Origin of the sequence: Aeromonas sp. ASNIH2 (assembly GCF_002934795.1) — a bacterium.
GTDB lineage: Bacteria > Pseudomonadota > Gammaproteobacteria > Enterobacterales > Aeromonadaceae > Aeromonas > Aeromonas caviae.
Genome location: NZ_CP026406.1, coordinates 4,604,190 through 4,630,035, shown reverse-complemented (window position 1 = coordinate 4,630,035; position 25,846 = coordinate 4,604,190). Strand labels below are relative to the sequence as shown.

Annotated in this window: 17 protein-coding genes and 2 pseudogenes; 9 read left to right on the top strand and 10 right to left on the bottom strand. The window is 61.3% G+C overall.

The annotated features are described in order from the left end of the window. The first annotated feature begins 38 nt into the window (after positions 1-38). Together metG and C3F36_RS21975 are read left to right on the top strand one after the other, a co-directional pair. Positions 39-2,072: a methionine--tRNA ligase gene (gene metG / locus C3F36_RS21980; protein ID WP_104455928.1), complete on the top strand. Its 2,034-nt coding sequence runs from the start codon at positions 39-41 to the stop codon at positions 2,070-2,072. Positions 2,073-2,267: 195 nt separating this feature from the next. Further along, entirely contained in the window at positions 2,268-2,903 is a 636-nt protein-coding gene (locus tag C3F36_RS21975; protein ID WP_042017632.1) for a glutathione S-transferase family protein, read from the top strand. An 83-nt stretch (positions 2,904-2,986) separates the two neighbouring features. Here C3F36_RS21975 and C3F36_RS21970 read toward each other — a convergent pair whose 3' ends face one another. After that, positions 2,987-3,259, bottom strand: coding sequence for an acylphosphatase (locus C3F36_RS21970; RefSeq protein WP_042017631.1), 273 nt, complete (start codon positions 3,257-3,259; stop codon positions 2,987-2,989). An 85-nt stretch (positions 3,260-3,344) separates the two neighbouring features. Between C3F36_RS21970 and C3F36_RS21965 the strand changes: the two genes are divergently transcribed. Beyond that, complete coding sequence (locus C3F36_RS21965; RefSeq protein ID WP_010674726.1) at positions 3,345-4,775, top strand: methyl-accepting chemotaxis protein; 1,431 nt, start codon at positions 3,345-3,347, stop codon at positions 4,773-4,775. Between the two features lie 185 nt (positions 4,776-4,960). After that, positions 4,961-6,154 (top strand): class I SAM-dependent methyltransferase, encoded by a 1,194-nt coding sequence (locus tag C3F36_RS21960; RefSeq protein WP_104455927.1) that lies wholly within the window; start codon positions 4,961-4,963, stop codon positions 6,152-6,154. 459 nt (positions 6,155-6,613) lie between these two features. Here C3F36_RS21960 and C3F36_RS21955 read toward each other — a convergent pair. Continuing rightward, a pseudogene (locus C3F36_RS21955) lies at positions 6,614-7,257 on the bottom strand (glutathione S-transferase family protein). 259 nt (positions 7,258-7,516) lie between these two features. On the opposite strand from C3F36_RS21955, the gene C3F36_RS21950 reads away from it, so the two are divergent. The 4 genes from C3F36_RS21950 to C3F36_RS21935 all read left to right on the top strand — a co-directional run bounded on the left by C3F36_RS21950 (position 7,517) and on the right by C3F36_RS21935 (position 11,852). Continuing rightward, complete coding sequence (locus tag C3F36_RS21950) at positions 7,517-8,701, top strand: acyltransferase family protein (RefSeq protein ID WP_041211416.1); 1,185 nt, start codon at positions 7,517-7,519, stop codon at positions 8,699-8,701. A 348-nt stretch (positions 8,702-9,049) separates the two neighbouring features. Beyond that, positions 9,050-10,087, top strand: coding sequence for a selenide, water dikinase SelD (gene selD / locus C3F36_RS21945; RefSeq protein WP_104455925.1), 1,038 nt, complete (start codon positions 9,050-9,052; stop codon positions 10,085-10,087). Beyond that, positions 10,084-11,214: a tRNA 2-selenouridine(34) synthase MnmH gene (mnmH, locus tag C3F36_RS21940; protein ID WP_104455924.1), complete on the top strand. Its 1,131-nt coding sequence runs from the start codon at positions 10,084-10,086 to the stop codon at positions 11,212-11,214. The genes selD and mnmH overlap by 4 nt, the downstream gene beginning before the upstream one ends. Further along, positions 11,208-11,852 (top strand): MBL fold metallo-hydrolase, encoded by a 645-nt coding sequence (locus C3F36_RS21935; RefSeq protein ID WP_104452926.1) that lies wholly within the window; start codon positions 11,208-11,210, stop codon positions 11,850-11,852. The genes mnmH and C3F36_RS21935 overlap by 7 nt, the downstream gene beginning before the upstream one ends. Here the strand turns inward: C3F36_RS21935 and C3F36_RS21930 are convergent. From C3F36_RS21930 to C3F36_RS21900, 7 genes and pseudogenes are all read right to left on the bottom strand, one after another. Beyond that, positions 11,828-12,844: a response regulator gene (locus C3F36_RS21930; protein WP_104455923.1), complete on the bottom strand. Its 1,017-nt coding sequence runs from the start codon at positions 12,842-12,844 to the stop codon at positions 11,828-11,830. The two genes, C3F36_RS21935 and C3F36_RS21930, sit on opposite strands and share 25 nt — an antisense overlap. Then, positions 12,841-15,866: pseudogene (locus C3F36_RS24115) on the bottom strand (ATP-binding protein). Before C3F36_RS24115 ends, C3F36_RS21930 begins: the two are co-directional and overlap by 4 nt. Positions 15,867-16,070: 204 nt before the next feature. Continuing rightward, positions 16,071-16,358 carry a 50S ribosomal protein L25 gene (gene rplY, locus C3F36_RS21920; protein ID WP_010674717.1) on the bottom strand — a complete coding sequence of 96 codons (288 nt, stop codon included), beginning with the start codon at positions 16,356-16,358 and terminating at the stop codon, positions 16,071-16,073. 163 nt (positions 16,359-16,521) lie between these two features. Then, positions 16,522-17,352: a hypothetical protein gene (locus C3F36_RS21915; RefSeq protein WP_104455922.1), complete on the bottom strand. Its 831-nt coding sequence runs from the start codon at positions 17,350-17,352 to the stop codon at positions 16,522-16,524. A gap of 71 nt (positions 17,353-17,423) precedes the next feature. Next, positions 17,424-21,338, bottom strand: a complete 3,915-nt coding sequence (gene hrpA / locus C3F36_RS21910) for an ATP-dependent RNA helicase HrpA (RefSeq protein ID WP_104455921.1) — start codon at positions 21,336-21,338, stop codon at positions 17,424-17,426. 189 nt (positions 21,339-21,527) lie between these two features. Continuing rightward, positions 21,528-21,950, bottom strand: coding sequence for a CBS domain-containing protein (locus tag C3F36_RS21905; protein ID WP_010674714.1), 423 nt, complete (start codon positions 21,948-21,950; stop codon positions 21,528-21,530). Between the two features lie 83 nt (positions 21,951-22,033). Beyond that, complete coding sequence (locus tag C3F36_RS21900; protein WP_104455920.1) at positions 22,034-23,104, bottom strand: helix-turn-helix transcriptional regulator; 1,071 nt, start codon at positions 23,102-23,104, stop codon at positions 22,034-22,036. Between the two features lie 407 nt (positions 23,105-23,511). Between C3F36_RS21900 and C3F36_RS21895 the strand changes: the two genes are divergently transcribed. Continuing rightward, entirely contained in the window at positions 23,512-24,834 is a 1,323-nt protein-coding gene (locus C3F36_RS21895; protein ID WP_010674712.1) for a YjiH family protein, read from the top strand. Positions 24,835-24,891: 57 nt separating this feature from the next. Here the strand turns inward: C3F36_RS21895 and C3F36_RS21890 are convergent, their stop codons facing one another. Then, positions 24,892-25,773, bottom strand: a complete 882-nt coding sequence (locus tag C3F36_RS21890; RefSeq protein ID WP_104455919.1) for a pirin family protein — start codon at positions 25,771-25,773, stop codon at positions 24,892-24,894. Positions 25,774-25,846: the final 73 nt, after the last annotated feature.

Here is a 25,846-nt window from a genome sequence, read left to right as displayed (position 1 = left end):
GCACTGTATCATCCCAACAGGCACATAAAGAACGTATTATGGCAACTGATCCTCGTAGAATGCTTGTAACCTGCGCCCTCCCCTATGCCAACGGCTCCATTCATCTCGGCCACATGCTGGAACACATCCAGGCCGATATCTGGGTTCGTTATCAGCGAATGCGTGGCCATCAGGTGCATTTCGTCTGTGCCGACGATGCCCACGGCACGCCCATCATGCTCAAGGCTCAGCAGATGGGGATCTCGCCGGAAGAGATGATTGCCGCCGTCTCCCAGGAGCACCAGGGGGATTTTGCCGGTTTCAACATCAGCTTCGACAACTACCACTCCACCCACAGCGACGAAAACCGCGAGCTGGCGGGCGTGATCTATGGCCGCCTCAAAGAGTCCGGCAAAATCAAGATCCGCACCATCTCCCAACTGTTCGATCCGGAAAAATCCATGTTCCTACCGGATCGCTTCGTCAAGGGCACCTGCCCCAAGTGCAAGTCCCCCGATCAGTACGGTGACAACTGCGACAGTTGCGGCGCGACCTACAGCCCGACCGAGCTGATTGATCCGAAATCCGCCGTCTCCGGTGCGACCCCGGTGATGAAGGACTCCGAGCACTACTTCTTCGACCTGCCCCAGTTCGAAGCCTGGCTCGCCGACTGGGTACGCGGCTCCGGCGCCATCCAGGAAGAGATGGCCAACAAGATGCAAGAGTGGTTCGAAAGCGGCCTGCAACAGTGGGACATCACCCGTGACGCACCCTACTTCGGCTTCGAAATTCCCGGTGCCCCCGGCAAGTACTTCTATGTCTGGCTGGACGCCCCCATCGGCTACATGGCGTCGTTCAAGAACCTGTGCAACAAGCGCGGCGACATCGACTTCGACAGCTACTGGAAAGCGGACTCCGACGCCGAGCTCTATCACTTCATCGGCAAGGACATCGCCTACTTCCACTGCCTGTTCTGGCCAGCCATGCTGGAAGGCGCGAACTTCCGCAAGCCGACCAAGGTCAACGTACACGGCTATGTGACCGTCAACGGCGCCAAGATGTCCAAGTCCAAGGGCACCTTCATCAAGGCGTCCACCTATCTCAAGCACCTGGATCCGGAGTGCCTGCGTTACTACTACGCCGCCAAGCTCAACAGCCGCATCGACGATCTGGACTTGAACCTCGAAGACTTCGTCTCCCGCGTCAACGCCGACGTGGTCAACAAGCTGGTCAACCTGGCCTCTCGCAATGCCGGCTTTATCGCCAAGCGTTTTGACGGCAAGCTGGCCGCCACCTGCGCCGAGCCCGCACTCTACGCCGAGTTTGCCAACGCCAGCGCCAGCATCGCCGAAGCCTATGAAGCGCGCGAATTCAGCCGCGCCATCCGCGAGATCATGGCCCTGGCCGACAAGGCCAACCGCTATGTGGACGACAAGGCTCCCTGGGTCATCGCCAAGCAGGAAGGGGCGGATGCCGAGCTGCAAGCCGTCTGCTCCGTCGGCATCAACCTGTTCCGCGTGCTGATGGCCTACTTGAAGCCCGTCATGCCGCAACTGGCCGAGCGCGCCGAAGCCTTCCTTGGCGAAACCCTGACCTGGGACGGCATCGCCGCCCCTCTGGTCGACCACGGCGTCGCCCCCTTCAAGGCGCTCTTCTCCCGCATCGAGTCCGCCAAGGTGGATGCCATGGTGGAAGCGTCCAAGGAAGATCTCGCCAAGGAGCAGAGCAAGAAGCCGGCAGGCCCCCTGGTGGACGATCCCATCAGCGAGACCATCACCTACGACGACTTTGCCAAGATTGACCTGCGGGTGGCGCTGATCAAGAAAGCCGAAGCGGTGCCGGAAGCCGAGAAGCTGCTGAAGTTGCAGCTGGATATCGGCGGCGAAACCCGTCAGGTCTTTGCCGGTATCAAGTCCGCCTACAACCCGGAAGATCTGGAAGGCAAGCTGACCGTGATGGCGGCCAATCTGGCCCCGCGCAAGATGCGCTTTGGCATGTCCGAAGGTATGGTGCTGGCGGCAGGTCCGGGCGGCAAGGATCTCTGGATCCTCGAGCCCCAGGAAGGTGCTCAGCCGGGCATGCGCGTGAAGTAAGCGCTGCCGCAGCCGTTAGCAACGAGGGAGGCCTCTGGCCTCCCTTTTATTTTCTCTCTTTCCTCCTCTTCTCCTGCTGATTGCGCCGTTGTGTGCTTTTCCTCCCCCCTTGGGCGCTTGTTGCTCTCGATCAATTTACCTAGACTGGCGATTCACTTCGGGCCCATGGCCCACTTCATCAGGCAAGGAGCAAGCATGATCACCTTATACGGCACCCCCATCAGCCGTGCCCTGCGCGTATCCTGGTTACTGGAAGAGCTGAACGTGGCATGGCAGTTCCAGTTTCTCGACTTCGCCAAGGGCGAGAACCGCAGCGACTGGTTCTTGACCCTCAACCCGAGCGGCAAGATGCCGGTGCTCAAGGACGGGGAGTTCGTGTTGACCGAGTCCGCCGCCATCATGCAGTACCTGGCCGAGGTATATGGCCCGAACTGGCTGCCGGCCAGAGGGACCCAGGCCTCGGCGCTGCACGCCCAGTGGATCAGTTTCATCACCTGCGAGCTGGAGCAGCCACTGTGGACCATCGGCAAGCACCGCTTCGCCCTGCCCGAGGCCCAGCGCCTGCCGGCCATCTTCCCCACCGCCAAGTGGGAGTTCGACAAGGCAGCGGCCATCGCCGAATCCTGGGTACCCGAGCAGGGTTACCTGCTGGGTGAGCAGGTAACCATCGCGGATCTGCTCCTAGCTCATACCCTGATGTGGGCCACCCGCTTCGAGCAGAGCATTCCCCCCAAACTCGCCGCCTATCGGGATCGCCTGGCCAAACGCCCAGCCCTGCAAACGGTGCTCGCCAAGACCCAGGCCATCGCCGACGCCGCCCAGGCAGGCTGACCCGCAGACAAGAGATCATCAATGCAAACGGGAGCCCGCAAGGCTCCCGTTATTGTGTGCAGGCGATGACCCTTGCCGCCTCCTCAGTTGGTGTGAAAACCGCTCCCCTTGGGCGGTAGCGCCACCTCATATTCCATTCGGGTCACCTCGGCGGTACGCGGGCCGTGCTCAAGCCAGCCCAGCATCATCTGTACCTTCTGTTCGGGACCGGCAATCAGGATTTCCACCGAACCATCTTCCAGGTTGTAGGCATGCCCCCGCAGCCCCAGTTGCAGCGCCCGCTCCCGGGTGAAGTAGCGAAACCCCACCCCCTGAACCTGACCCCACACCCGCACGACAAACGATTGCTCTCCCATTTATCACACCTTTCCCTTAAGTAATTTTTCCCCGGGGCGATAATGAGCGCGACACTCTCTTCCCCTTGCAGGACGCAATACCATTATGAAAGAAGTAAAGTTTCGGTGGGTTGACCGTTATCTCATTCACCTCACGATCAGCGAGAAATTTCTTATCACCTTCTGGTGCCCCCTGGTGTTCATCGCCTTCCTCACCTGGTATCTGCTGGCCGACGGCCATGATCAGGCGATGCAGCTCAGAGTGGATCAGCTAAAAGGGCGGGTCGAGACCACGGCCCAGCTGGTGAGCCAGCAGCCGACCCTTACCCTGCCCGCGGATCTCGTACTCACGCCTGGCGCCGCCACCGGCCTTAGCCAGCAGGGAGACATCTATCGCTATGGCGCCAGCGCAGGTCAGGCGGGAGTCGTCTCCGGCACCCTGGATACGAGTCACTACGCCCTCTGGGATGGCCAGGGCACTACCCTGACCATCATCGCGGTGCTGGCCGCCCTGCTGGCCCTCATCACCCACTATCTGATGACCTTTGTCTCGGGGGCGCTCTACTCCACCAACAAGGCATTGCAGACGGTGGCGAACGGCGATCTCACCTTCCGGCTCAACTTCTTCCCGGTACGGGATGAGTTCTCCATTCTGGCGGGCAGCATCGACACCTTCACCGACCGCCAGCACAAGATAGTGCAACTGGTGGAAGAGTCCGCCGATGCCCTTACCCTGGCCGCAGACGAATTTCGCGAGCATGCCAGCGACGGCGAGCAGCTTGCCCGCGCCCAGCGCCAGCACATGGACTCCCTGGCCGCCGCCATGGAGCAGATGTCCGCCGCCATCCGGGAAGTGGCCCGCAACGCCAATGACACCCTGCTGCAAACCCGCCAGTCCAGCGACGAGGCGACTCACGGGGCACAGCGGGTGGCACGCACCATCACCGCCATCCGCACCCTGGCAGACGAGATTGGCAATGCCTCGGGCGCGGTCGAGCGGCTGACTCACAACGCCAATCGCATCAACGAAGTGGTCAACGTCATCAACGCCATCTCCCAGCAAACCAACTTGCTGGCCCTCAACGCCGCCATCGAGGCGGCCCGGGCTGGTGAACAGGGACGCGGCTTTGCGGTGGTGGCCGACGAGGTGCGCACCCTCGCCAGCCGCACCCAGCAGGCGACCGTGGAGATCCAGCAGATGATCGAGGAGCTCCAGGCCGGGACCGGGGCGCTGAACGACATCATGGAGAAGACGGTGGGGCGCGCCGCCGACAGCCAGCAGCTCATCACCGAGGTGGGCATGGACATCGAGCGGCTCAGCAACCACAGCGATGCGGTGCTGGAGATGAGCACCCAGATCGCCACCTCCAGCGAAGAGCAGAGTTCGGTGGCCGAGGAGATCACCCGCAACCTCGACAAGGTGCGCCACGAGGCAAGCCGGGTGGAGGAGTCCGCCAGCGCGGCGGTCGCCGGCACCACCGGCCTCAAGGGAACCGCCAGCGAACTCGGTCAGGCGCTGACCGGCCTGCGGATCTGACCCCCCTCCGGCAGGCCATCGTCCAGATGGCCTGCCATGTCTGGGCCAGGCGCTGGGGACGCGCGAAACAGCCCGTTCGACCCTGACCGCGTGAGGATGCACGGATCCCGGTAGACGCGGCTTGCGTGCCTACCCTCACAGCCCCTACTATATGCCCCCTTCTTTTCTACCATCGGCAACTACCCATGAGCGCTTCCATCTATCTCGTCAAAGGCCGCGAAAAATCCCTGCTGCGTCGCCACCCCTGGATCTTCTCCAAGGGCATTGAGCGGGTGCAGGGCAACCCCGTTGACGGCGATACCGTCGAGATCTTCACCCATGACGGCAAATGGCTCGCCCGTGGTGCCTGGTCCGGCAGCTCCCAGATCCGTGCCCGGGTCTGGACCTTCGACAAGGATGAGAACGTCGATCTCGACTTCTTCATCCGTCGCCTCAAATATGCGCAGGAGTCCCGTGACGGGCTCATCAAGCGTCAGGGCCTCACCGGCTATCGCCTCTGCGCCGCCGAATCCGACGGTCTGCCGGGTCTGACCATCGACCGCTACGCCGACTTCCTGGTGTGCCAAATTCTCTCTGCCGGTGCCGAGTTCCAGCGTGAGCTGATCACGCAAGCCCTGCGTACCCTCTACCCCGAGTGCAGCATCTATGAGCGCTCCGACGTGGCCGTGCGCAAGAAGGAAGGGCTGAAGGAGCGCACCGGCGTCATCCATGGCGAGACCCCGACCGAGCCGGTCGTCATCGAGGAGAATGGCGGCGTCAAGATCCTGGTCGATATTCGTAACGGTCACAAGACGGGTTTCTATCTGGATCAGCGGGACAACCGCCAGGCTGCCGCCAAGTACACTGAAGGCAAGCGGGTGCTCAACTGCTTCTGCTACACCGGCGGTTTTGGCGTCTATGCCCTCCAGGGCGGTGCCAAGGAGGTGGTCAACGTCGATCTCTCCCAGAATGCGCTGGACATCGCCCGCCAGAACGCCGAACTGAACGGTCTCGATACCAGCAACACCCAGTTCGTGCGTCACGACGTCTTCAAGCTCTTGCGCGAATATCGCGAGAAGGGCGAGAAGTTCGATGTCATCGTGCTGGACCCGCCCAAGTTTGCCGAGAGCAAGGCCCAGCTGCTGGGCGCCTGCCGCGGCTACAAGGACATCAACATGCTGGCGTTCCAGCTGTTGGCGCCGGGTGGCGTGCTCTTGACCTACTCCTGCTCCGGCCTGATGGAGCAGAGCCTGTTCCAGAAGATAGTGGCCGATGCAGCCCTCGATGCCGGCCGCGATGCCCAGATCCTGGAGCTCCTGTCCCAAGCCTCCGATCACCCCATCGGCACCGCCTATCCGGAAGGCTTCTACCTCAAGGGGCTGGTAGTGCGCGCCCGCTAAGCCGAGCAGACCAGCGCTGACCTCCCTTGCCCCCAGTTCCAGTTCCGGGTCCGGCAAGCCATCAAGAAGCCCGCGATCGTAGCGGGCTTTTTTTATGAGGCCGCCAAAGAGACAACCTCCCCCCCGACTTTGCCACCAACAGCGATTGCTGCCCCCATCCCTCCTCTTCGAGTGACTACAGCCATCCTCAATTAAAGGTTGCCGCATCGTTAACCCGATTCTCATCTCTCTTTCACTACACAACCCACCAGCAGAGACATGCCCGGCATTTTTTTATGCAAAAGCATGAAATATTACGCATCAACATTCAAAAATCCTCGGGGAAACATCAGCCATAAACGCATATCCACTCATTTTAATGAATATTGCTGTTTTCCCCTGCAATGGATCACGCCATGCCCCTGTCCGCCTCGCACATTGCCTGGGGCGACAATACTCGCCCACCACAAGTCATCCCGCTCAATCACGCGCCTGCGCGCCCAGCGGGAAGTAGTGACGAAATGGCCTCGCCTCCTCCACCACCCGCACGATGGAGGGATGATTGAGCAGACGGGCGCGATAGGCACGCAGGCGGCCATAGCCAGCCGGGATCTCGTGGGCCCAGTCGGCGTAGAAGAGCGAGGGGGCGGCGGCGCAATCGGCCAGCGTGAAGTCTGCGCCGGCAATCCAGTGGCGTCCTTCCAGTCGCTGATCAAGCCAGGGGTATATCTGATTGAGCATCTCGCGGGCCTCCGCTACGCCATAGCGGTCGCGATCAGCGGCCGGGCGCAGCGCATCCAGCACCACTTTTTGCATCGGCGTCACCACATAGTTGTCGAAGATGCGATCCAGCATATGCACCTCCAGACCCGCATCGCCGGGCGGGATCAGGCTGACGGGGCCCGGATGGTACGCCTGCAGGTGGGCGACGATGGTGCTGCTCTCGAGGATGCAGCGACCGTCATCCAGCAACACCGGGAAGCGCTTGAGTGGCCATAGGGCGGCAAGTTCGGCGCTGGCCGCCGGCTCTTCGAGGTTCCGGTATTCGAACAGGGTGGCATTCTCGTAGAGAGCGATCAGCACTTTCTGGCTGTAGGACGAAAAGGGTGGGCATAGAGTTTCATGGGGATGTTCCTGACGCTCAGAGGGATGACTTCCCTAGTCTAGATCCCCTCTCTATTTTCGATGCGTCCCTATCCCATGCTGGTTTTGGGATGATAAACGCCCATTCATGACGGCAATAACACCCGTATGGATCTCTTTTAGGTAGGGTGATCCCGCCTGTGGCCGCCAAGCCGGGGCAGCCGACTCATCAGGGTTGATGAGCGGCACCACAACAAAAATTGATGTCAGGCCAAGCTGAACATCATCAAGGATCCCGTCATGAATCAATCATTGCCGCTGTTGACGCCGCTGCGGGGCATCGCTGCCCTGATGGTGGTGCTGTTCCACGCCCGCTTGCTACTCTTCCCCCAGTGGATGGAGTCGATCGCCGGCCACACCCGACTCATCGAGAACGGCTACCTCTGGGTCGATCTCTTCTTTATCTTGAGCGGGCTGGTGCTGGCCCATGTCTATGGGGAGGCCTTCGCCCGCACGCCCCGCACCATTGGTTATGGCCGCTTCCTCTGGCTGCGGCTGACCCGGGTGTATCCCCTCTACCTGGTGACCCTGCTGCTGCTGGTTGGCTGGGAGCTCTACAAGGCCCACCACGGGATTGGCTTCTACGCCGGCCCCCTGTTCAAGATGTGGGAGTGGGAGGGGATGCCTCCTTTTGGTTCCCCCTTCACCCCCGCCGAGGCACTGCCAAGCGCCTTCCTGCTGCTGCAGGTGGTAACGGATCACGGATTGACCTGGAACTTCGCTGCCTGGTCGCTCAGCGTGGAGTGGATAAGTTATCTGCTGTTTCCATTGCTCATTCCCCTCGCCGTCACCCGCAGCCGCTGGAGCAACCTCGCCCCCTTGCTGGCCTTGACGGTGCTGGCCTATATCGTGCACAGCCGGGGTACCCTGGATGTCACCAGCGGCGCGCTGGCCATCGGGCGCGGGGTGAGTGAATTCGTGCTCGGCCTCTGGCTGCTGCCCAAGGTGAAGGCTGCCCGCCAGTGGCCCATGATGCAGCAAGATCTGCCGCTGCTGCTCGCCTTTCTGCTCCCCTTCGCACTGATGCAGTTCACCATGACGCCGTTGTTGACCCTGCTACTGATCAGCGCCTACGTGTTGCTGATCTGGATTGCCGCCGCCCAAGGGGAGCGCCAGAGCCCGCTGCTGCGCCTCCTGGACAACCGCTTCACCAACTGGCTGGGGGATCTCTCCTACTCCATCTACCTGCTCCACGCCCTGGTGTTGCTCACCGGCTGCGAGCTTGTCCACTCTCTGGCGCCGGGGCTCACCGCGTGGTGGTACGCCCAGACCAACCCCTTGCTGGGGGTGCTGGCCACCCTGTTGATGCTCGCCGTGCTGATCGGGCTCTCGGCGCTGAGCTACACCCTGCTGGAGCGGCCGCTGCAACGGCGACTGCGCCGGCTAGGCAAGGCGCCCCAACCAGTGATGGAGCAAGCTGGCTAGTTTCCGTCGCCACATGCTGCCCCGATGCAAGACCGGCACGCCGTCGGGGCGGCTCAAAGTGGGACTAGCCTGAGCAAGGCGAAGAGTACGGCTCTTTTTGAACCCGACAATCCCCTTCGCTTTGTGTCAATTCCAGTTCGAATCAAGAGGGCCATCTGTGGCATAATGGCCCGTCCTGTGGTCCTCGGCGGGGCTTCGCCGGCGCATCCTTGCCCTCCTCCCGTCCTGCCAGGCAGCCTGACATCACTGTGTTCACAAGCCGCCAGGGCCACCCTATTTTTGCGCGCACATTTGACGGTGCCACAGCAGTTATTTGTACACGCAAGTCTGCCCACACAAGGGGAAAGCATGTCTTCCATTCGTCTGACCCAATACAGCCACGGCGCTGGCTGCGGTTGCAAAATCTCCCCCAAGGTGCTCGACACCATCTTGAAGAGCCAGATCCCGGGCTTTGACGACCCCACCCTGGTGGTCGGCAACAGCAGCAAAGATGACGCCGCCGTGGTCGACATCGGCAACGGCCAGGGCATCGTCTCCACCACCGACTTCTTCATGCCCATCGTCGACGATCCCTTCACCTTCGGTCGCATCGCCGCCACCAACGCCATCAGCGACATCTACGCCATGGGCGGCAAACCCATCGTCGCCATAGCCATCCTCGGCTGGCCCGTCAACACGCTGGCGCCGGAAGTGGCCCAGCAGGTGATCGACGGGGGTCGCCAGGTGTGTCACGAGGCGGGCATTTCTCTGGCAGGCGGTCACAGCATCGACGCCCCCGAGCCCATCTTCGGCCTCGCAGTGACCGGTATCGTGCCACTCGACGCCATCAAGCAGAATGACACCGCCCAGGTGGGCGACACCCTCTATCTGACCAAACCCCTTGGCATCGGCATCCTCACCACAGCCCAGAAGAAGGGCAAGCTCAAGCCCGAGCATGAGCAACTGGCCCCGGATGCCATGTGCACCCTCAACAAGATTGGCCAGCGCTTCGCCGCCTTACCCGGCGTGCACGCCATGACCGACGTGACCGGTTTTGGACTGGCAGGCCACCTGCTGGAGATGTGCGAAGGTTCCGGCGTCAGTGCCCGTCTGGACTTCAAGGCGCTGCCGCTGCTGGACGAGGTGGATTACTACCTGAGTGAGGGCTGCGTACCGGGCGGTACCCTGCGCAACTTCGACTCCTATGGTGACAAGCTGGGTGCCATGGATGATCGCACCCGCAACATCCTGTGTGACCCGCAGACCAGCGGCGGCCTGCTGGTGGCCGTCGGTAAAGAAAGTGAAGCCGAGCTCCTTGCCATTGCCGCACAGGCAGGGCTGACCCTCTCTCCCATCGGCCAGTTGCAGGCCCGCACCGGCAACCAGTTCATCGAGGTTGTCCAATGAGTGCCCTGCCACTGGCCACGGATTACGCCCAGATCTTTTTGGATGAGGTTCCACTCATCGATCTGCGTGCCCCCGTCGAGTTCAAGGAAGGGGCCTTTCCCACCGCCGTCAGCCTGCCGCTGATGACGGACGAGGAGCGTGCCCGGGTCGGTACCTGTTACAAGCAGGAGGGACAGGCCGCAGCCATCACCCTGGGCCATCAACTGGTGGGTGGCGCGGTGCGCGCCGCGCGCATGGAAGGCTGGCTGGCCAGGTTGCGCCAGCAACCCGACGCCCTGCTCTACTGTTTTCGCGGCGGCCTGCGCTCCCAGACAGTGCAGCAGTGGCTGGCCGAGGCCGGCATCACCCGCCCCCGGGTCGCGGGCGGCTACAAGGCGCTGCGCCACTTTCTCATCGACACCCAGGCGAAGGCCAGTGCAGAGTGCGACTGGACCGTGCTGACCGGCATGACCGGCTCCGGCAAGACCCACATGCTGGCGCACATCACCCAAGCGGTGGATCTGGAAGGGCACGCCCGTCACAGGGGGTCGTCGTTTGGCCAACTGCCGGGTGGGCAACCCGGCAACATCGACTTCGAAAATCGGCTTGCCATCGAGCTGCTTCAGCGTCGCAACCGGGGGGAGTCACAGTTTGTACTGGAAGACGAGAGCCGCCTCATCGGTCGCTGCGCCCTGCCACTCAACCTTTATGAGGCCATGTGCCGGGCTCCTCTGGTGGTGGTGGAGGTGCCGCAGGAGGCTCGGGCCGAGCAGATCCGCACCGATTACGTGCAGGATCTCTGGCTGCGCTATCTGGAGTTCCATGGGCCAGATGCAGGCTGGCCGCTGTTTGCCGGCTACCTCACCGACGCCATGGCCAGGCTCAAGCGCCGACTCGGTGACAAGGATTATCGCGAACTCGATGGGCTGTTGCAGGCCGCCCTCAGGGAACAGGCCCAGAGCGGGGACACCCGCGCCCATCTGGTCTGGATCAGACTGCTGCTGACTCGCTACTATGACCCCATGTACCGCTATCAGCTGGACAACAAGCGCGAGCGGATCCTGTTTCGTGGTGACAAGGAGGCCTGCCTCGCCTTCTTCGCCAAACGCTCCCCCCTTCAGACCCCTCAGGAGAGTCCCACATGTTGAAGTTCGAGGTGATCCCGGTCACCCAGTTCGCCCAGAATTGTTCTCTTATCTGGTGTGACGAGACCCGCCAGGCTGCCCTCGTCGATCCCGGCGGCGAGGCGGACAAGCTGCTGGCCGCCATTGCCAAACGGGGGCTGACCCTCACCCATATCCTGCTGACTCACGGCCATCTGGATCACGTGGGCGCCGCCGCGGAGCTGCGCGAGAGAACCGGTGTCGCCATTACCGGCCCCCACAAGGAGGATGCCTTCTGGCTCGATATCCTGCCCCAGCAGAGCCAGATGTTCGGCTTTGCCCATACTCCGGCCTTTACACCGGATAGCTGGCTCGAACAGGGTGACAAGGTACAGGTTGGCAAATGCGAGCTGGAGGTCTATTTCTGCCCGGGCCACACTCCGGGCCACATCGTGCTGCTCTGCCAGGCAGAACGCCTCGCCTGGGTGGGGGATGTGCTCTTTGCCGGCAGCATAGGCCGCACCGATTTCCCGCGCGGGGATCACGGGACGCTGATCAAGTCGATCACTGAGACCCTGCTGCCACTCGGGGATGAGATCGTCTTTATTCCGGGCCATGGCCCGAGCTCCACCTTTGGTCACGAACGGGCCAGCAATCCCTATCTGAAACAGCCCATCTGGTAATCCCCCCGCTCCTCGCGGGCATCCCATTGCGCCTTGAGGCGCAAGATCTCCGGCATGATCTCGAGAAAACGGGAGAGCAGCCGGGGATCGAAGTGCTGGCCGGAGCCATCGCGCATGGTAGCCAGCACCCGGTCCAGGGGCCAGGGCTCCTTGTAGGGACGACGCACGCTCAGGGCGTCAAAGACGTCGGCGATGGCCACTATCCGCGACGCCTCGGGGATCCCCTCGCCGGTCTCGCCGGCGGGATAGCCCGAGCCGTCCCATTTCTCGTGGTGGTGCAGGGCAATCTCCGCCGCCATGCGAAAAATGGGGGCATCGGATCGCCTCAAGATCTCGTAACCGATACGCGGGTGACTGCGCATGATGACCCACTCCTCCTCGGTGAGGGGGCCGGGCTTCTTGAGGATGTGATCGGGGATACCAATCTTGCCCATGTCGTGCATGGGGGCCGCAAGCTCCAGCAGATCCGACTGCTCCGGGCTCCAGCCCGCCGCATCAGCCAGGGCCCGGGCGTATGCGGCCATGCGCCAGATATGCACCCCCGTGTCGGTGTCGTTGTAGTGGCCCGCCTCGCTCAGCATGACGATGGCGGTGCGATAGCTGCACTCGAGCTGATCGAGGCGCACCAGGGAGAGATGATTGCGCACCCGGGCACGCACCGTGCTCGGACAGACCGGCTTGTAGATATAATCCACTCCGCCCGCCTCGAACCCCTGGCTCTCGCTGTCTGCGTTGTCGCTCGCGGTGATAAAGAGCACCGGGATCCCGGCATGAGCCGGATCGGCCTTGAGCCGGCGGCACACCTCGTAACCATCCATGTCGGGCATGCGCACGTCCAGCAGGATAAGTGCCGGCTCATGACGCCCCACGGCGGCCAACCCCTCCTCTCCCCCTTTGGCAAAGAAGAGGTTGTACTCCTCCTTGAGGATTTGCCGCAGCAACCCGAGGTTGCTCGGCTCGTCGTCGATGATCAGCACGCGCGGTCGACTCATGGCGCAGGTTCCTCCCGATCCTCCAGATATGCCTCCAGCTTGCGGGTGGCGAACGGGATGTCGAACAGCTCCAGGGCTGCGCTTATCTCGCTCACCAGTTCACAAGGCAGGTGACTCCTTGCCTGGCTCATCGCAGGCTCAATCAGATCCAGATCCTCGCTCACCAGGGCCTGATGCAGGGCGTGCAGGCAGACCTCCCGCGCCTCCCCCAGGGCCAGCGGGGAGCTGACCGCGCCCGGCTCGCGCCCGGCATAGGTATCGATGGAGTGTTGCGCCCGCTCTAGGGCCTCGAGGAAGGGCGCGATAAGCTGGCTGGTGTCGCCACCCTGCTCGATGGCCTCGTTCAACTCGGCACTGATACGCGCTACATCGGTGAGTGACAGGCTGCCCGCCACCCCCTTGAGCTTGTGGGTCAGGCTCGCGGCCGCATCGGTCTCGTGCTGGGCGATGTAACCCGGCAACACGGTACCGACCGTCATGTAGTCATCGCGAAAACGCCGCAGGTATTTAAGATAGACCGAGGCTTCACCCCAGTTGCGCAGTCCGGTATCGATATCGATGCCGGCCACCGGCTCGTGGGGGAGTCGCTCGTCGTTCACGGTGAGCGGCAGGACTACGTCCGGCAGATAACGCAGCAAGGTCGCGATGAGCTGCTCCACATCGAGCGGCTTGGCTATGAAGTCGTTCATGCCAGAGGCCAGCGCCGCCTCCCGCTGATCCTTGAATACCCCTGCGGTGAGTGCCAGCACGGGAGTCTCCTCCCGCCCCGGCAGCAGGCGCAGGCGACGGGTCGCCACCTCCAGGTTGATGTCGCTGTCATCCACCAGCAGTATGTGCACGCCCGGCAGGCGCAGACGGCGCTGGCCACTCTCAAGCGGTTCCACGTGCTCGCGCTTCTCGTGGATGAGGCGTGCCACCGCGTTGTAAAGACTGGAGCCGGTCACCGGTTTGTGCAGCACCAGATCCACCTGCTCCGAGCCGGGGCAGTGCATCAGCTCATCCTGGGAGTAGGCGGTCGCCATGATGATGATGGGTGAACGCTCCTGCCGCTCGAAGGCGCGGCGAATGGCCAGGCAGGTCTCGAGTCCGTCCATGCCCGGCATGATCCAGTCGAGCAGGATCACGTCGAAACGCTCCCCCTGGCGCAGCAGATGGTGCAGCGCCTGCTCACCGGACTCCACCACCCGAGACTCCCAACCGAGGGAACCCACCGTCATCGACAGGGCGTCACGGGTCACCTGATTGTCGTCGGCGATGAGCAGCGAGATGTGCTGCAGACGCTCGTTCAAGGCCTCGGGCCGCTCCACCTGCTCCAGCCGGACGCGGAACCAGAACTCACTCCCCTTGCCCAGTTCGCTGGTGACACCGATATCCCCCCCATCAGGTTCACCAGGCGGCGACTGATGGTCAGACCGAGCCCGGTCCCCCCGAAACGGCGGCTGGTGGAGGAGTCTGCCTGGGAGAAAGCATTGAAAATATTGGCCTGCTGCTCGGGGGGAATGCCGATCCCGGTGTCGCGCACCCGAAACAGCAAGGTGGCCATGCCCTCTTGCTCTGCTTCCAGCTCGACCTTGACCTCCACCTCCCCGCGCTCGGTAAACTTGATGGCATTGCCGGTCAGGTTGAGCAGCACCTGCTCGAGGCGCAGGGCATCCCCAATCAGATGGGAAACCTGCTCGGGGGCGCTGCTCACCACCAGTTCCAGGTGCTTCTGGCCAACGCAGGTGGACATGATGGCCGCCACGTGATCGAGCACCTCTTCCAGACTGAATGGCACCCGCTCAAGCTCGAGCCGACCCGACTCAATCTTGGAAAAATCGAGAATGTCGTTGATGATCCCGAGCAGCGCCTGCCCGGCCTGGTGAATTTTGCGCACCAGGACATGCTGGCCATCGTCGAGCCCTCCCTGCTCGAGCAGGTAAGTCAGCCCCATGATGGCGTTCATGGGGGTGCGGATCTCGTGGCTCATGTTGGCGATGAAATCCCCTTTGACCTGTGCCAGCCTGGCCGCCTCCTGCTGGGCCAGCTGCTCCCTGTGCCTGCTGCGCACCAATGCGGCCACCCCGGCACCAAACAACAGCAGCAGCATCGCGCAAGTGGCCGAGATGATCCCCCAGATGTGAGTGCGAATGGCCAGCAGCTCGCTGCGCGGCACCAGGGACGCGGCTTTCCAGATCAGCTGATCATGATTCTGTGCCGGGTACAGAGTGGTCCAGCTCCACAGTCCGTCGGCAGATTCCATCTGGCCGTTTGATGCGCCCCAGAACACCTGCCAGGCCTGGGGGGACGTGTGCTTCAGGGTGAGATCCGGACGTTCGAGCATGAAGCCCCACTCCTGGGATGGGTCCGGGCTGTGCAGCCAATATCCGTCCTGGTTGAACAGCATGGTGTGATCGGCCGCCTTGCCGCTGCTGTCGGCAAACTCCTTGAGCATACGGGCGGCCTGCACGTTGATAAGCAGCAGACCAAGATCTCGTCCCCCAAGGCGCATACGCTTGGCAATGCGGATCATGGGGTTGAAGGGACGTTCGATCACGCCGTGTTCAACGTTGAGATCGAGCGGCGAGACGTAGACCCGCTCCCAGGGCAGCGCCATGGCGTCGCGAAAGTAGTAACGCTCCCCCTTGTTCTGCAACTGGTCGTCCGTCACACGCCACACACGCTGTCCCTGACGATCGATGCGCACCAACTCCATGCCATCCGGGGCAAGCCAACGCACCTGGGCATAGTCGGGATTACGGTTCATCAGGATGGTGAACTGGACGGCCAGGGTGTCACGGTCATTGCGAGCCGCCGCCTCGAGCAGAATGGGCTCTTCCGACATGCTGCGCACATGACGCAGCGGCACCGCCAGCTCACCGTCAAGGCGGCCGCTGGCAAGCGCCAGGAAGGTGCTCTAATCGCTGCGAACGCGGTAGAGCTCGCGCTCGATCAGTGCATTGCCCAGCAGATAGCCCCCCGCCAGGACCAACAGCAGAATAGGTGAAAACAGCAGGATATATGTCCGTACGATTCCTTTCATAACGGTCAACATCGCCCCGAAGAATGGACTTACCCGAGTACCTTTTGGACATCAGAGCACCACAACACGTGTCCTGCTGTCAATCATGCCTACAAGTAAAGACCAATAGTGCTGTTTGAGTATTTTATTTTCCCGGAAAAAATGCTGTAAAAACAAAGAGGCCACCCGATTGGGTGGCCTCTTCACAGGAAAGTTCGTTGTCGATTAGACGCGAACGAAATCCAGGTGAACCAGCTTGTAGCGAACCGGGTGACGCTGGATAGCCTTCACGTTCACTTTGACTTCTTCACCATTGATGACCAGGGTCAGCTCGGAGGAGTAGAACTCCGGCTTCTCTTGGGCCAGGATCAGTTTTTTGTGGTCCAGGGTAACGGACACGGCTTCTTTGCCTGCACCGTAAACGATGGCAGGAACCAGGTCAGCATGACGCAGGCGGCGGCTCGCACCTTTCCCCAGGTCAGAACGGACTTCAGCTTGGAATACGAAAGACATAGTGATTATCTCTTTTAAGATGAATGTATGGTGTTGACTGCGACCGGTCAGCACCTCGCAAAACGAGCGCTAATACTAGCACGGGCCCGGAGGGGATACAAGGAAAGAACCCGCGTTACTCCTCTTTGGCCAAGAGGCACTCCACCACGCCTCTCGCCATCCCCTAGCGCCCCTGCTCCAGACGGGCAAACTGCTGCTGTCGCTGGGCCGGGCTCAGGGCATCGAATTGCGCCAGAGTCTGCGCTTTCGGGCAATAGAGGCGCTGCCCGGCCTGTACCTGGATCCCTTTGGCCATCCTGTCACGATTTTCCTGCACCAGCGCCAGCAGATAACTGTAAGTATCCGAGCCGCCGGCCTCCTTTGACTGAAGCTGGCTTGCAATGCGCCACAGGGTTTCTCCCGCCGCCACCTGATGACAAACCCGCGATGCCTCCCCTGCCGCCGTGGCGGAAAGAGTCAGGGTCGCCTGCTCAGGGGCAGAATCTGCGGTGGCCATGGGCTGTGCATCTCCCTGTCTTGCCAAGGCCTGTGTGGGGACCTGCCCCCCAAGCCGTGCGAGCAAGGGCTCCCCCAGAGGCATCCGCGCCTTCCTCTCCCGAGGCAGGGAGAACTCGGCGACAAAGGCGACAGCGCCCGGGACTTCGAACGAGGGGGCCGAGGAGGCGGCTTGCTGTACTGATTGGTGGGGCGCCATGCCATAGGCCATCTCATCGATGCGCTTTAGCCTGGCCAGGTAAGCCTTGGAGAGCTGGGCCTCCCCTTCGAACAGATCGAAGGGGGGCACCAGCCGGGCAGGAAAGAGGATCTGCCAGCGGCCATTCTTCTTTCTCTGTTCAAGTGGGGGAAACTGATTGCCCCGCCAGGCCGCAAAAATGGGCGGCACGGGGCGCAGCACCGGATAGAACTCCGGGTTGAGCTGCACCCAGGTTTGTTCCGCAATGGGTTGATACCCGCTGATGTTGACCAGTGCCACCCCCAACCAGATCCCCAGCATATGACGGCCTCCCTTCCCTTTGGCGTCTCGTTGCTTTCACACTATGGCTCAGAAAACAGATAGATAGCAGCTTAGCACTGGGCAATGGCGCTCTGCACCCGTTTATCCGAGATAGGGTATGGCGTCCCCAGTTGCTGGGCGAAGAAGGAAACTCGCAGCTCCTCGATCATCCAGCGGATATTGGCCACCTCGGCCGAGATCAGCTGGGATTTGGGGATCTTGGCGAGCAGTGCCTTGTACTCCGACTCCACGCTGTGCACCTTGAGCATGTAGACCCGATCCCGGTTGGGATCGATGGCGAGCTTCTCGAGCCGCCGCTCGATGGCCCGCAGGTAGCGCAGCAAGTCAGGCAGCCGCTGCCAGCCGGTCTCGGTGACAAAGCCCTTGTGAATGAGGTTACCCAACTGCTGCTGGATGTCCGACATGGCAAAGGCGGTGTCGAGCTGCATCTTGCCCTTGAGCCGTTTCTTGATCTCATGAGAGAGGGTCAGCACGGCTTCCACCTGTTTGGCCACCTCCACCACCGCATCGTTGAGCTCGGCGCGGACATACTCCTTGAGCGCCTCGAAACCGGCCTCGTCCCAAGCCATGCCGCCGTGCTGCTCAATCAGCTTGTCGCAGCCGCAGGCGATGCAGTCGTCAATCAGCTCGGCCACCTTGCCAAACGGGTTGAAATAGAGCCCGAGCTTGGCCTTGTTGGGCAACTTCTCCTGCAGATACTTGATGGGAGATGGCACGTTGAGCAGCACCAGCCGGCGTTGGCCTGCCCACATCAGCTGCTGCTGCACCACTGGACTCTCCACCAGCTGGATGGCGACCGAATCCTTCTCGTCTACCAACGCCGGATAGGCTTTCACCTCGAACCTGCCCCGCTTCTGGCTGTACTCCTGGGGCAGCTCGCCAAAGCTCCACAGGGTGAGACCGGACTGCTCGATATCATCGTCCGCCACTTGCGACAGGGTCTCCTGCACCTTGCCGCGCAGGGACTCTTTCAATGCCTCCAGATCCTTGCCTTCCGCCACCTTCTTGTGCTTGTCGTCCACCACACGGAAGGTGAGTTTCAGGTGATCGGGCACCGCAGCCCAATCCCAGGATTCACGGGGCACGGTCACGCCGGTCATGCGGCGCAGCTGACGCTCCATCTCGTCCAAGAGCGGCCCCTGCTCGGGGTTGATACTGGCGAGCAGTGCATCGGCGTAGTTGGGGGCCGGCACGAAGTTCTTGCGCATCGGCTTTGGCATCGACTTGATAAGGGCCACCAACAGCTCGTGACGCAGCCCCGGGATCAGCCACTCGAACCCCTTCACCTCCACCTGATTCAGGAGCGGCAGCGGGATATGCAGGGTCACGCCATCCGCCGCCTCCCCCGGCTCGAACTGATAGGTCAGCTTGAGCTTGAGGCGCCCCTGCTGCCAGAAGTTGGGGTAGTCGAGATCGCTGATGTGGGCCGCATCCCCCTTCATCAACATCTCTTTCTCGAAGTTGAGCAGCTCGGGATCCTGCTTTTGTGCCTCCTTCCACCACTTGTCGAAGTGGCGGGCGGAAATCACATCTTCCGGCAAACGGGCATCGTAGAAGCGGAACAAGTCCTCATCATCCACCAGAATATCGCGCCGACGGGATTTGTGCTCCAGCGCCTCTACCTCGGCCAGGAGCTTGCGGTTATCGCTGAAGAAACGGTGGCGGGTCTCGAAATCCCCCTCCACCAGGGCGCGGCGGATAAAGAGCTCGCGGCACAGCGCCGGATCGATGTGGCTGAAGTTGATGATGCGCTCGTTGACCAGAGTCAGGCCATAAAGCGTCACCTTCTCCTTGGCCATCACGGCGCCATTTTTCTTCGACCAGTGGGGGTCGCTGTGGTGTAGCTTGATGAGGTGCCCCGCCAGCGGCTCCACCCACTCGGGTTCAATCTTGGCGTTGATGCGGGCGTAGAGGCGCGAGGTCTCCACCAATTCTGCGGCCATCACCCACTTGGGCGGTTTCTTGAACAGACCCGAGGCCGGGAAGAGGTGGAAACGGCCATTGCGGGCCCCAAGGAACTCGGGCTTCTCCAGATCCTTGTTGCCGATATGGCTCAAGAGGCCGGTCAGCAGGGCGCAGTGCACCGTCTTGAAATCTGCCGGTTCCTGGTTGGCTTTAAAACCCAGCTCCTTGACCGTCTGACGCAGCTGGAAGTGAATGTCCTGCCACTCGCGCACCCGCAGATAGGAGAGAAACTCCTTCTGGCACATGCGGCGAAACGGGTTGCTGCCAAGGGCATCCTGCTGCTCTTTCAGATAGTTCCAGAGGTTAACAAAAGCGAGGAAGTCGGAATCCTTGTCTTCAAAACGTCTGTGCTGCTCGTCGGCGGCCTGCTTTTTCTCCATGGGCCGCTCGCGGGGATCCTGAATGCTGAGGGCGGCGGTGATCACCATCACCTCGCTCAGGCAACCGGTCTGCGCCGCACTGATCACCATCTTCGCCAGACGCGGATCAAGGGGGATACGCGAGAGCTGGCGACCGGTCTCGGTCAGCTGCAGCTTGGCTTCGCGATCGCCGGTGGCGGGCAGCTCGCGCACCGCCTCCAGCTCTTTCAAGAGGGTCAGACCGTCCTTGATATGGCGCGACTCCGGCGGCTCGACGAACGGGAAAGCCTCCATATTGCCAAGGCCGAGCGCCAGCATCTGCAGGATGACGGAGGCCAGGTTGGTGCGCAGGATCTCGGGGTCGGTAAAGGTCGGACGGCTATTGAAATCCTCCTCTGAGTAGAGGCGGATACAGATACCATACGCCACCCGACCGCAACGCCCTTTACGCTGGTTGGCGCTGGCCTGGGAGACCGGCTCGATGGGCAGGCGCTGCACCTTGGTGCGCCAGGAGTAGCGACTGATGCGGGCCGTACCCGGATCGATGACGTAACGAATGCCCGGCACCGTCAGCGAGGTCTCCGCCACGTTGGTGGCCAGTACGATGCGCCGTCCGGCGTGTGGCTGGAACACCTTGTTCTGCTCGGCGTTGGAGAGGCGGGCGTAGAGCGGCAGCACCTCGGTATCGCGCAGGTTGAGCTTGCGCAGGGCATCGGCGGTATCGCGGATCTCCCGCTCGCCGTTCATGAAGATGAGGATGTCCCCGAGCCCCTCGCGGGCCAGCTCTTCCACCGCATCAAAGATCCCCTGCAGCTCGTCGCGCTCCTCCAGCCCTTCGCTCTTCTCATTGCTTTTTTTATCAACAAACAGTGGGCGGTAACGCACCTCCACCGGATAGGTGCGGCCAGAGACCTCGATCACCGGCGCCTTGTTGAAATGCCGGGAGAAACGCTGGGGGTCGATAGTTGCCGAGGTGATGATCACCTTGAGATCGGGGCGCTTTGGCAGCAGCTGTTTGAGATAACCCAGAATGAAGTCGATGTTGAGGCTGCGCTCGTGGGCCTCATCGATGATGATGGTGTCGTACTGGGTCAGCATCCGGTCGTTCTGGATCTCGGCCAGCAGGATACCGTCGGTCATCAGCTTGATGTGGGTCTGCTCGCTCACCTGATCAGTAAAGCGCACCTTGTAACCCACGTAGTGGCCGAGTTCGGACTCCATCTCCTCGGCAATACGGGCTGCGACGGTACGGGCCGCCAGACGGCGTGGCTGGGTGTGGCCGATGAAGCCCTTGACCCCACGCCCGAGCGCCAGACAGATCTTGGGGATCTGGGTGGTTTTGCCCGAGCCGGTTTCGCCGGCGATGATCACCACTTGATGCTCTTCAATGGCTTTGGCGATCTCCCCCTGCTTCTGGCTGACTGGCAGATTGTCCGGATAGGTGACCTTGGGCACGCCCGCCAGACGGGACTGATAGCGCGCCTGTGCCACATCCAGGTCAGCGGCGATGGTCTCGAGCACGGCAGCCTGCTTGGCTTCCGGCAGCTTCTTGACCCCATGCAGTCGACTGGAAAGACGGCGGGCGTCGAGATTCATGCAGGCGGTAAGACGGCGGCGCAGCGCCTCGATAGAGAGAGACAAGGTACGAATTCCTTAAAAGAGTGCCCATCAAGGGCCATATCGATAGCTGGGGGAGATCCTAAAGAGCGAGGCTGGGCGGTGCAAGCCTTAAAGCGCCGCGCCAGCACATCAAGCCGGAGGCATCATGACCGTCACGGATGAAAAGAGCAGGCCGGAGCCTGCTCTTTGAAAACAACCAGACAACACCGCTCAGACTCTGGCCTGATGCACGAAACAGGTGCCAAGCTGGGCGTGGATGGCCTGCATCACATTGTGGCGGTTGATGACCCCGAGCAGGCGCCCCTCCTCCACCACAGGATAGATCTTGGGCTTTTGACCCATCATCATCTCCGCCAGATCCAGGATGCTGGTGTCGGGGCCGACTGCCAGCACCTCCTTGCGCATCACATCCCTGACCTGGGCCACCTGTTCACAGTGGTAAGCCTCTTTCAACATGACAGCGATGCAATCCTGCTCGGAGACCCAGCCAATCAGATGTCCCTGGCTGTCCACTACGGGGCCGCCCAACTGATGACTGTTGAGAAATTTTTCCACCGCCGCCTGTACCATCATCTCTGCGCTGAAGGTGATGGGCTTGGTCTGCATGTAGTCCTTTGCTTTGAGTGATTCCATGACGCTTTACCCCAACGAGCCTCCCGAGGGGAGGCAAGAGCCGGGCACTATGTCCAGCTCACTCCAAGCATAGTCCGCATGGATCAGGAGATGGATTGCAGCAAGAGCAAGAGCTCGTTCTGGCTGTGGCAGTCGGTCTTCTTGAACACCCCTTTCAGAGTGGAGCGGACGGTTTCCACCTTGACACCGCGCAGCTCCGCAATGTCGTTGCTGCTGTAACCCTTGCTCATCAGCACCAGCAGCTCCTTCTCGCCAATGGTGAGGGGATAGAGGCTGGCCAGCGCTTCGATGTCGGGGTTGAAGGCGTGCTCGGGGTCACGCAGCACCACTTCCACATAGCGTTCAAAGCGGCTGAGTCCGCTCATCAGGGTGCATTGGACCAGCAGCGGACGCAGGTTAGGCTGACGGGGAATGGACATATAGGCGCTGGCGCCGGGCAGCAAATAGGCAAAGCCATTGAGGATCTCCTTGAGCTGGCGTTGCTGCTCCTTATTCTGCAAAGAGAAAATGCCATTGATGGCCCGCAATTCCACATTTTCATCGGCGATACGGTTGAAGGCCACATTAGAATAATGAATATGCCCCTTGTCGTCTATGATGGCGCTGGGCTTATTATGGTTTTTCACCAGCTGTTGCAACTGATAGTTCTGGGTTTCCAGGGCCAGCAAGTTCCAATAATGGTGGCTCCAGGCCGCCAGTCCGGAATAGATTTCCGAGAGCGAGGTGAGGTCGCGACTGCTGAAATCATCTTGCGCTGCACCACGGTAACTGCACAGGCTGCTCAGCCCACGCCCTTTGACCTGGCAGACGCCGCCGGCGGCGAATTGGGCGCCGAAACTTGCCAGCAGGCCCACCGAGCTTGAAATGCTGTTGGCGCTGACGATCCCCTTGCACCCTTTATCCAGATAATGGTTGAACCACACATCCTGGCGATGATGTTGCAGGTAAAACTGCTGCTGGGCCTCGGTCAGACCGCTGGAAAAAAGCTTTATTCCGTCGCTCTTGTCATCATCCCGCAATAAAAACAGGGATGAACTGCAGGAAACGTCGGCACGAAATTGGTCCACGACGAGCTTAATGTCAAAATCATTAATACCGCACTCGTATAACTGGCTGATATAGGGCGATATCCTTTCTTTCTCTAATGCCTTCACACCCGAACTCCTAATTCTTATTTTTATTGAAGAGGCATCTTACTCTGCAATGGGATAGTCGAAAAGTAGTCAAATGAACAAAGGGTTTATGATTTATTCATAAATAGTCATGAATATAGGCTCATGAATGAATATGACCAGAAAGGGTAAATAGCCGCTCATGTTTTTCCTGGCGCTGGTCGCTTACCTTCCTGTTTTGCCTCTTGATGCCTCACCACCCACTCGCCATCCCGGCCCCTCTTTCCCCCCGAGATCACGCTTTTCAGTCTTGGGGTCATCTACATCCACACCGATTCACATGTTGCATTTTAGTGACTTTGGTGTTTCCATTTTGAGCGCTGGACGATATTGTATATACAAATTATCCCCTCAACGGAATTGAACCATGCGGATCACAAGGAGAGAAAATGGAACCTGAACACACGCTCACTGCACCGGCAGGATCAGGGGCCGGCATCAAGCTGCTGCTGGCCAGCCTGCTTGGCATCGCCATCTTTTTCGTGCCCTTCGAGCTTGGCGGGCGCAGCACCATAGTGGTGGATCACCTGGCCGGCTTTCTGATTGCCCAGCGCCCCCTTGCCCTGACCCTCATTCTCTTGCTCATCGCCTATGGCGCCATCACCCCCTTGCTGGATGGCCGCTGGCGCGCCCGTCCCATCGACAGGGTATTGAGCCTGTTCAAGCTGCTCGGGCTGGCCCTGGCCATTTTGTATGTCACAGACTGGGGCCCTGCCTGGTTGATGACCCCGGATCGCCTCCCCTTCCTGTTCGATAAACTGGCCATGTCTGTGGGTCTCATCGTGCCTATCGGCGCCATGGCCCTGACCTTCCTGCTCGGTTTCGGCCTGCTGGAATTCATCGGGGTACTGATGCAACCTGTGATGCGCCCCCTGTGGCGCACGCCGGGTCACTCCGCCATCGATGCGGTCGCCTCTTTCGTCGGCAGCTACTCGGTGGGCCTGCTCATCACCAACCGGGTCTTCCTCGCGGGCAAGTACACGGTGCGAGAAGCCGTCATCATCGCCACCGGCTTCTCCACCGTCTCGGCCGCCTTCATGATCATCGTAGCCAAGACCCTCAACCTGATGGGACACTGGAACTTCTACTTCTGGTCCACCCTGGTGATCACTTTCGTCATCACCGCCATCCTGGCGCGCGTTCCTCCCATCAGCCGCCTGGCTCACCATGGGGAGACCGACGAGCCGCTACCGGCTGGCATGAGCCGCTGGCAGGCAGCCCTCACCTGCGGCCTGACCCAGTCCCACCAGGCAGATCCCCTGCTGCGGCAATTGAAGGACAACCTCAGGGACGGTCTTCACATGGCCGCTGCCGTGGTGCCCACCATACTGTCCGTCGGTCTGCTGGGCCTGCTGCTGGCAAAGCACACTCCCCTGTTCGATCTGCTGGGCTGGCTGCTCTGGCCACTGACCTGGCTGCTGGATCTCGGCGAACCGCTCGCCACCGCCAAGGCCCTCTCTGCCGGTCTGGCCGAGATGTTCCTGCCCGCCATCCTGCTCAAGGATGCCGACCTGCTGGTGCGCTATGTCGCGGCCGTGGTTTCGGTCAGCTCGGTGCTCTTCTTCTCTGCCTCCATCCCCTGCATCCTGGCCACCCGGATCCCGGTGAGCGTGGGACAGCTGGTGGTGATCTGGCTGCTGCGCACCCTGCTTGGCATCCTGCTGGCTGCCTTGTGCGGCAGGCTGGCGCTGGCCCTCGGCTGGCTCGGTTGACCAGGGCTCATAAAAAAACAAAGCGCCATCAGGCGCTTTGTTTTTATCGGGATTGTCTCAGGGGGCGATGACGGCGAACCGGCCGCTGTTGAAATCATCTATCGCCTGATGGATCTCTGCCTCGCTGTTCATGACAAAGGGACCATAACCCACGATGGGTTCATCGATGGGCTCGCCACTCAGCAGCAACAAGCTGGCCTCGCCCTCCGCCTCCAGCATGAACTCCTCCCCGTTGGGATCGAGCAGCACCAGTTGTGCTTCGCCCGCGCGCTCCTGACCGTTGATCAAGAGAGAGCCCTTGAGCACCACCAAGGCGCTGTTCCATCCCGCTACCGCCGGCAGCACCACGCTGGCCCCGCCCTTGAGCCGCAGATCCCAGATGTTCATGGGCGAGAAGGTGCGGGCGGGCCCCGCTACCTCGCCTTGTTGTAACCCGGCATCGTTCCCGGCGATGATGCGCACCCGCACGTCGCCCTCCTTGAGGCTCAGTTGCGGGATGGTGTCGCTGGTGATGCCCTGATAACCGGGCGTCGACATCTTGTGTTTGGCGGGCAGGTTGACCCAGAGCTGCACCATGTCGAGGGTGCCACCACGACGGGTGAACCCCTGGGAGTGGAACTCGTCGTGCATGATGCCGGCGGCGGCCGTCATCCACTGCACGTCTCCCGGACCGATGATCCCCCCCTGGCCGGTCGAGTCGCGATGGGCGACCTCCCCTTCATAGACGATGGTGACCGTCTCGAAGCCACGGTGCGGGTGTTCCCCCACGCCCCTGGCATGATCGGCGGGCTCGAAATGTGCCGGGCCAGCCCTGTCCAGCAGCAGGAAGGGGCTCAAGGCGCGGCCATGGGTCTGATACGAGAACAGCGAGCGAACCGGGAATCCGTCGCCGACCCAGTGTTGTCGAGGGGCGCTGTAAATACCGATGACTCTTTTCATGATGCTCTCCTGGGTGATCGTCACGGGATGTGTCGTTGCTCGCATTGTGAGTCTGGAACGCTGCGTCCGGTAG

Coding starts and splice junctions, on each gene's coding strand:
- metG (WP_104455928.1), top strand. CDS start 39: ATGGCAACTGATCCTCGTAGAATGCTTGTAACCTGCGCCCTCCCCTAT.
- C3F36_RS21975 (WP_042017632.1), top strand. CDS start 2,268: ATGATCACCTTATACGGCACCCCCATCAGCCGTGCCCTGCGCGTATCC.
- C3F36_RS21970 (WP_042017631.1), bottom strand. CDS start 3,259: ATGGGAGAGCAATCGTTTGTCGTGCGGGTGTGGGGTCAGGTTCAGGGG.
- C3F36_RS21965 (WP_010674726.1), top strand. CDS start 3,345: ATGAAAGAAGTAAAGTTTCGGTGGGTTGACCGTTATCTCATTCACCTC.
- C3F36_RS21960 (WP_104455927.1), top strand. CDS start 4,961: ATGAGCGCTTCCATCTATCTCGTCAAAGGCCGCGAAAAATCCCTGCTG.
- C3F36_RS21950 (WP_041211416.1), top strand. CDS start 7,517: ATGAATCAATCATTGCCGCTGTTGACGCCGCTGCGGGGCATCGCTGCC.
- selD (WP_104455925.1), top strand. CDS start 9,050: ATGTCTTCCATTCGTCTGACCCAATACAGCCACGGCGCTGGCTGCGGT.
- mnmH (WP_104455924.1), top strand. CDS start 10,084: ATGAGTGCCCTGCCACTGGCCACGGATTACGCCCAGATCTTTTTGGAT.
- C3F36_RS21935 (WP_104452926.1), top strand. CDS start 11,208: ATGTTGAAGTTCGAGGTGATCCCGGTCACCCAGTTCGCCCAGAATTGT.
- C3F36_RS21930 (WP_104455923.1), bottom strand. CDS start 12,844: ATGAGTCGACCGCGCGTGCTGATCATCGACGACGAGCCGAGCAACCTC.
- rplY (WP_010674717.1), bottom strand. CDS start 16,358: ATGTCTTTCGTATTCCAAGCTGAAGTCCGTTCTGACCTGGGGAAAGGT.
- C3F36_RS21915 (WP_104455922.1), bottom strand. CDS start 17,352: ATGCTGGGGATCTGGTTGGGGGTGGCACTGGTCAACATCAGCGGGTAT.
- C3F36_RS21905 (WP_010674714.1), bottom strand. CDS start 21,950: ATGGAATCACTCAAAGCAAAGGACTACATGCAGACCAAGCCCATCACC.
- C3F36_RS21895 (WP_010674712.1), top strand. CDS start 23,512: ATGGAACCTGAACACACGCTCACTGCACCGGCAGGATCAGGGGCCGGC.
- C3F36_RS21890 (WP_104455919.1), bottom strand. CDS start 25,773: ATGAAAAGAGTCATCGGTATTTACAGCGCCCCTCGACAACACTGGGTC.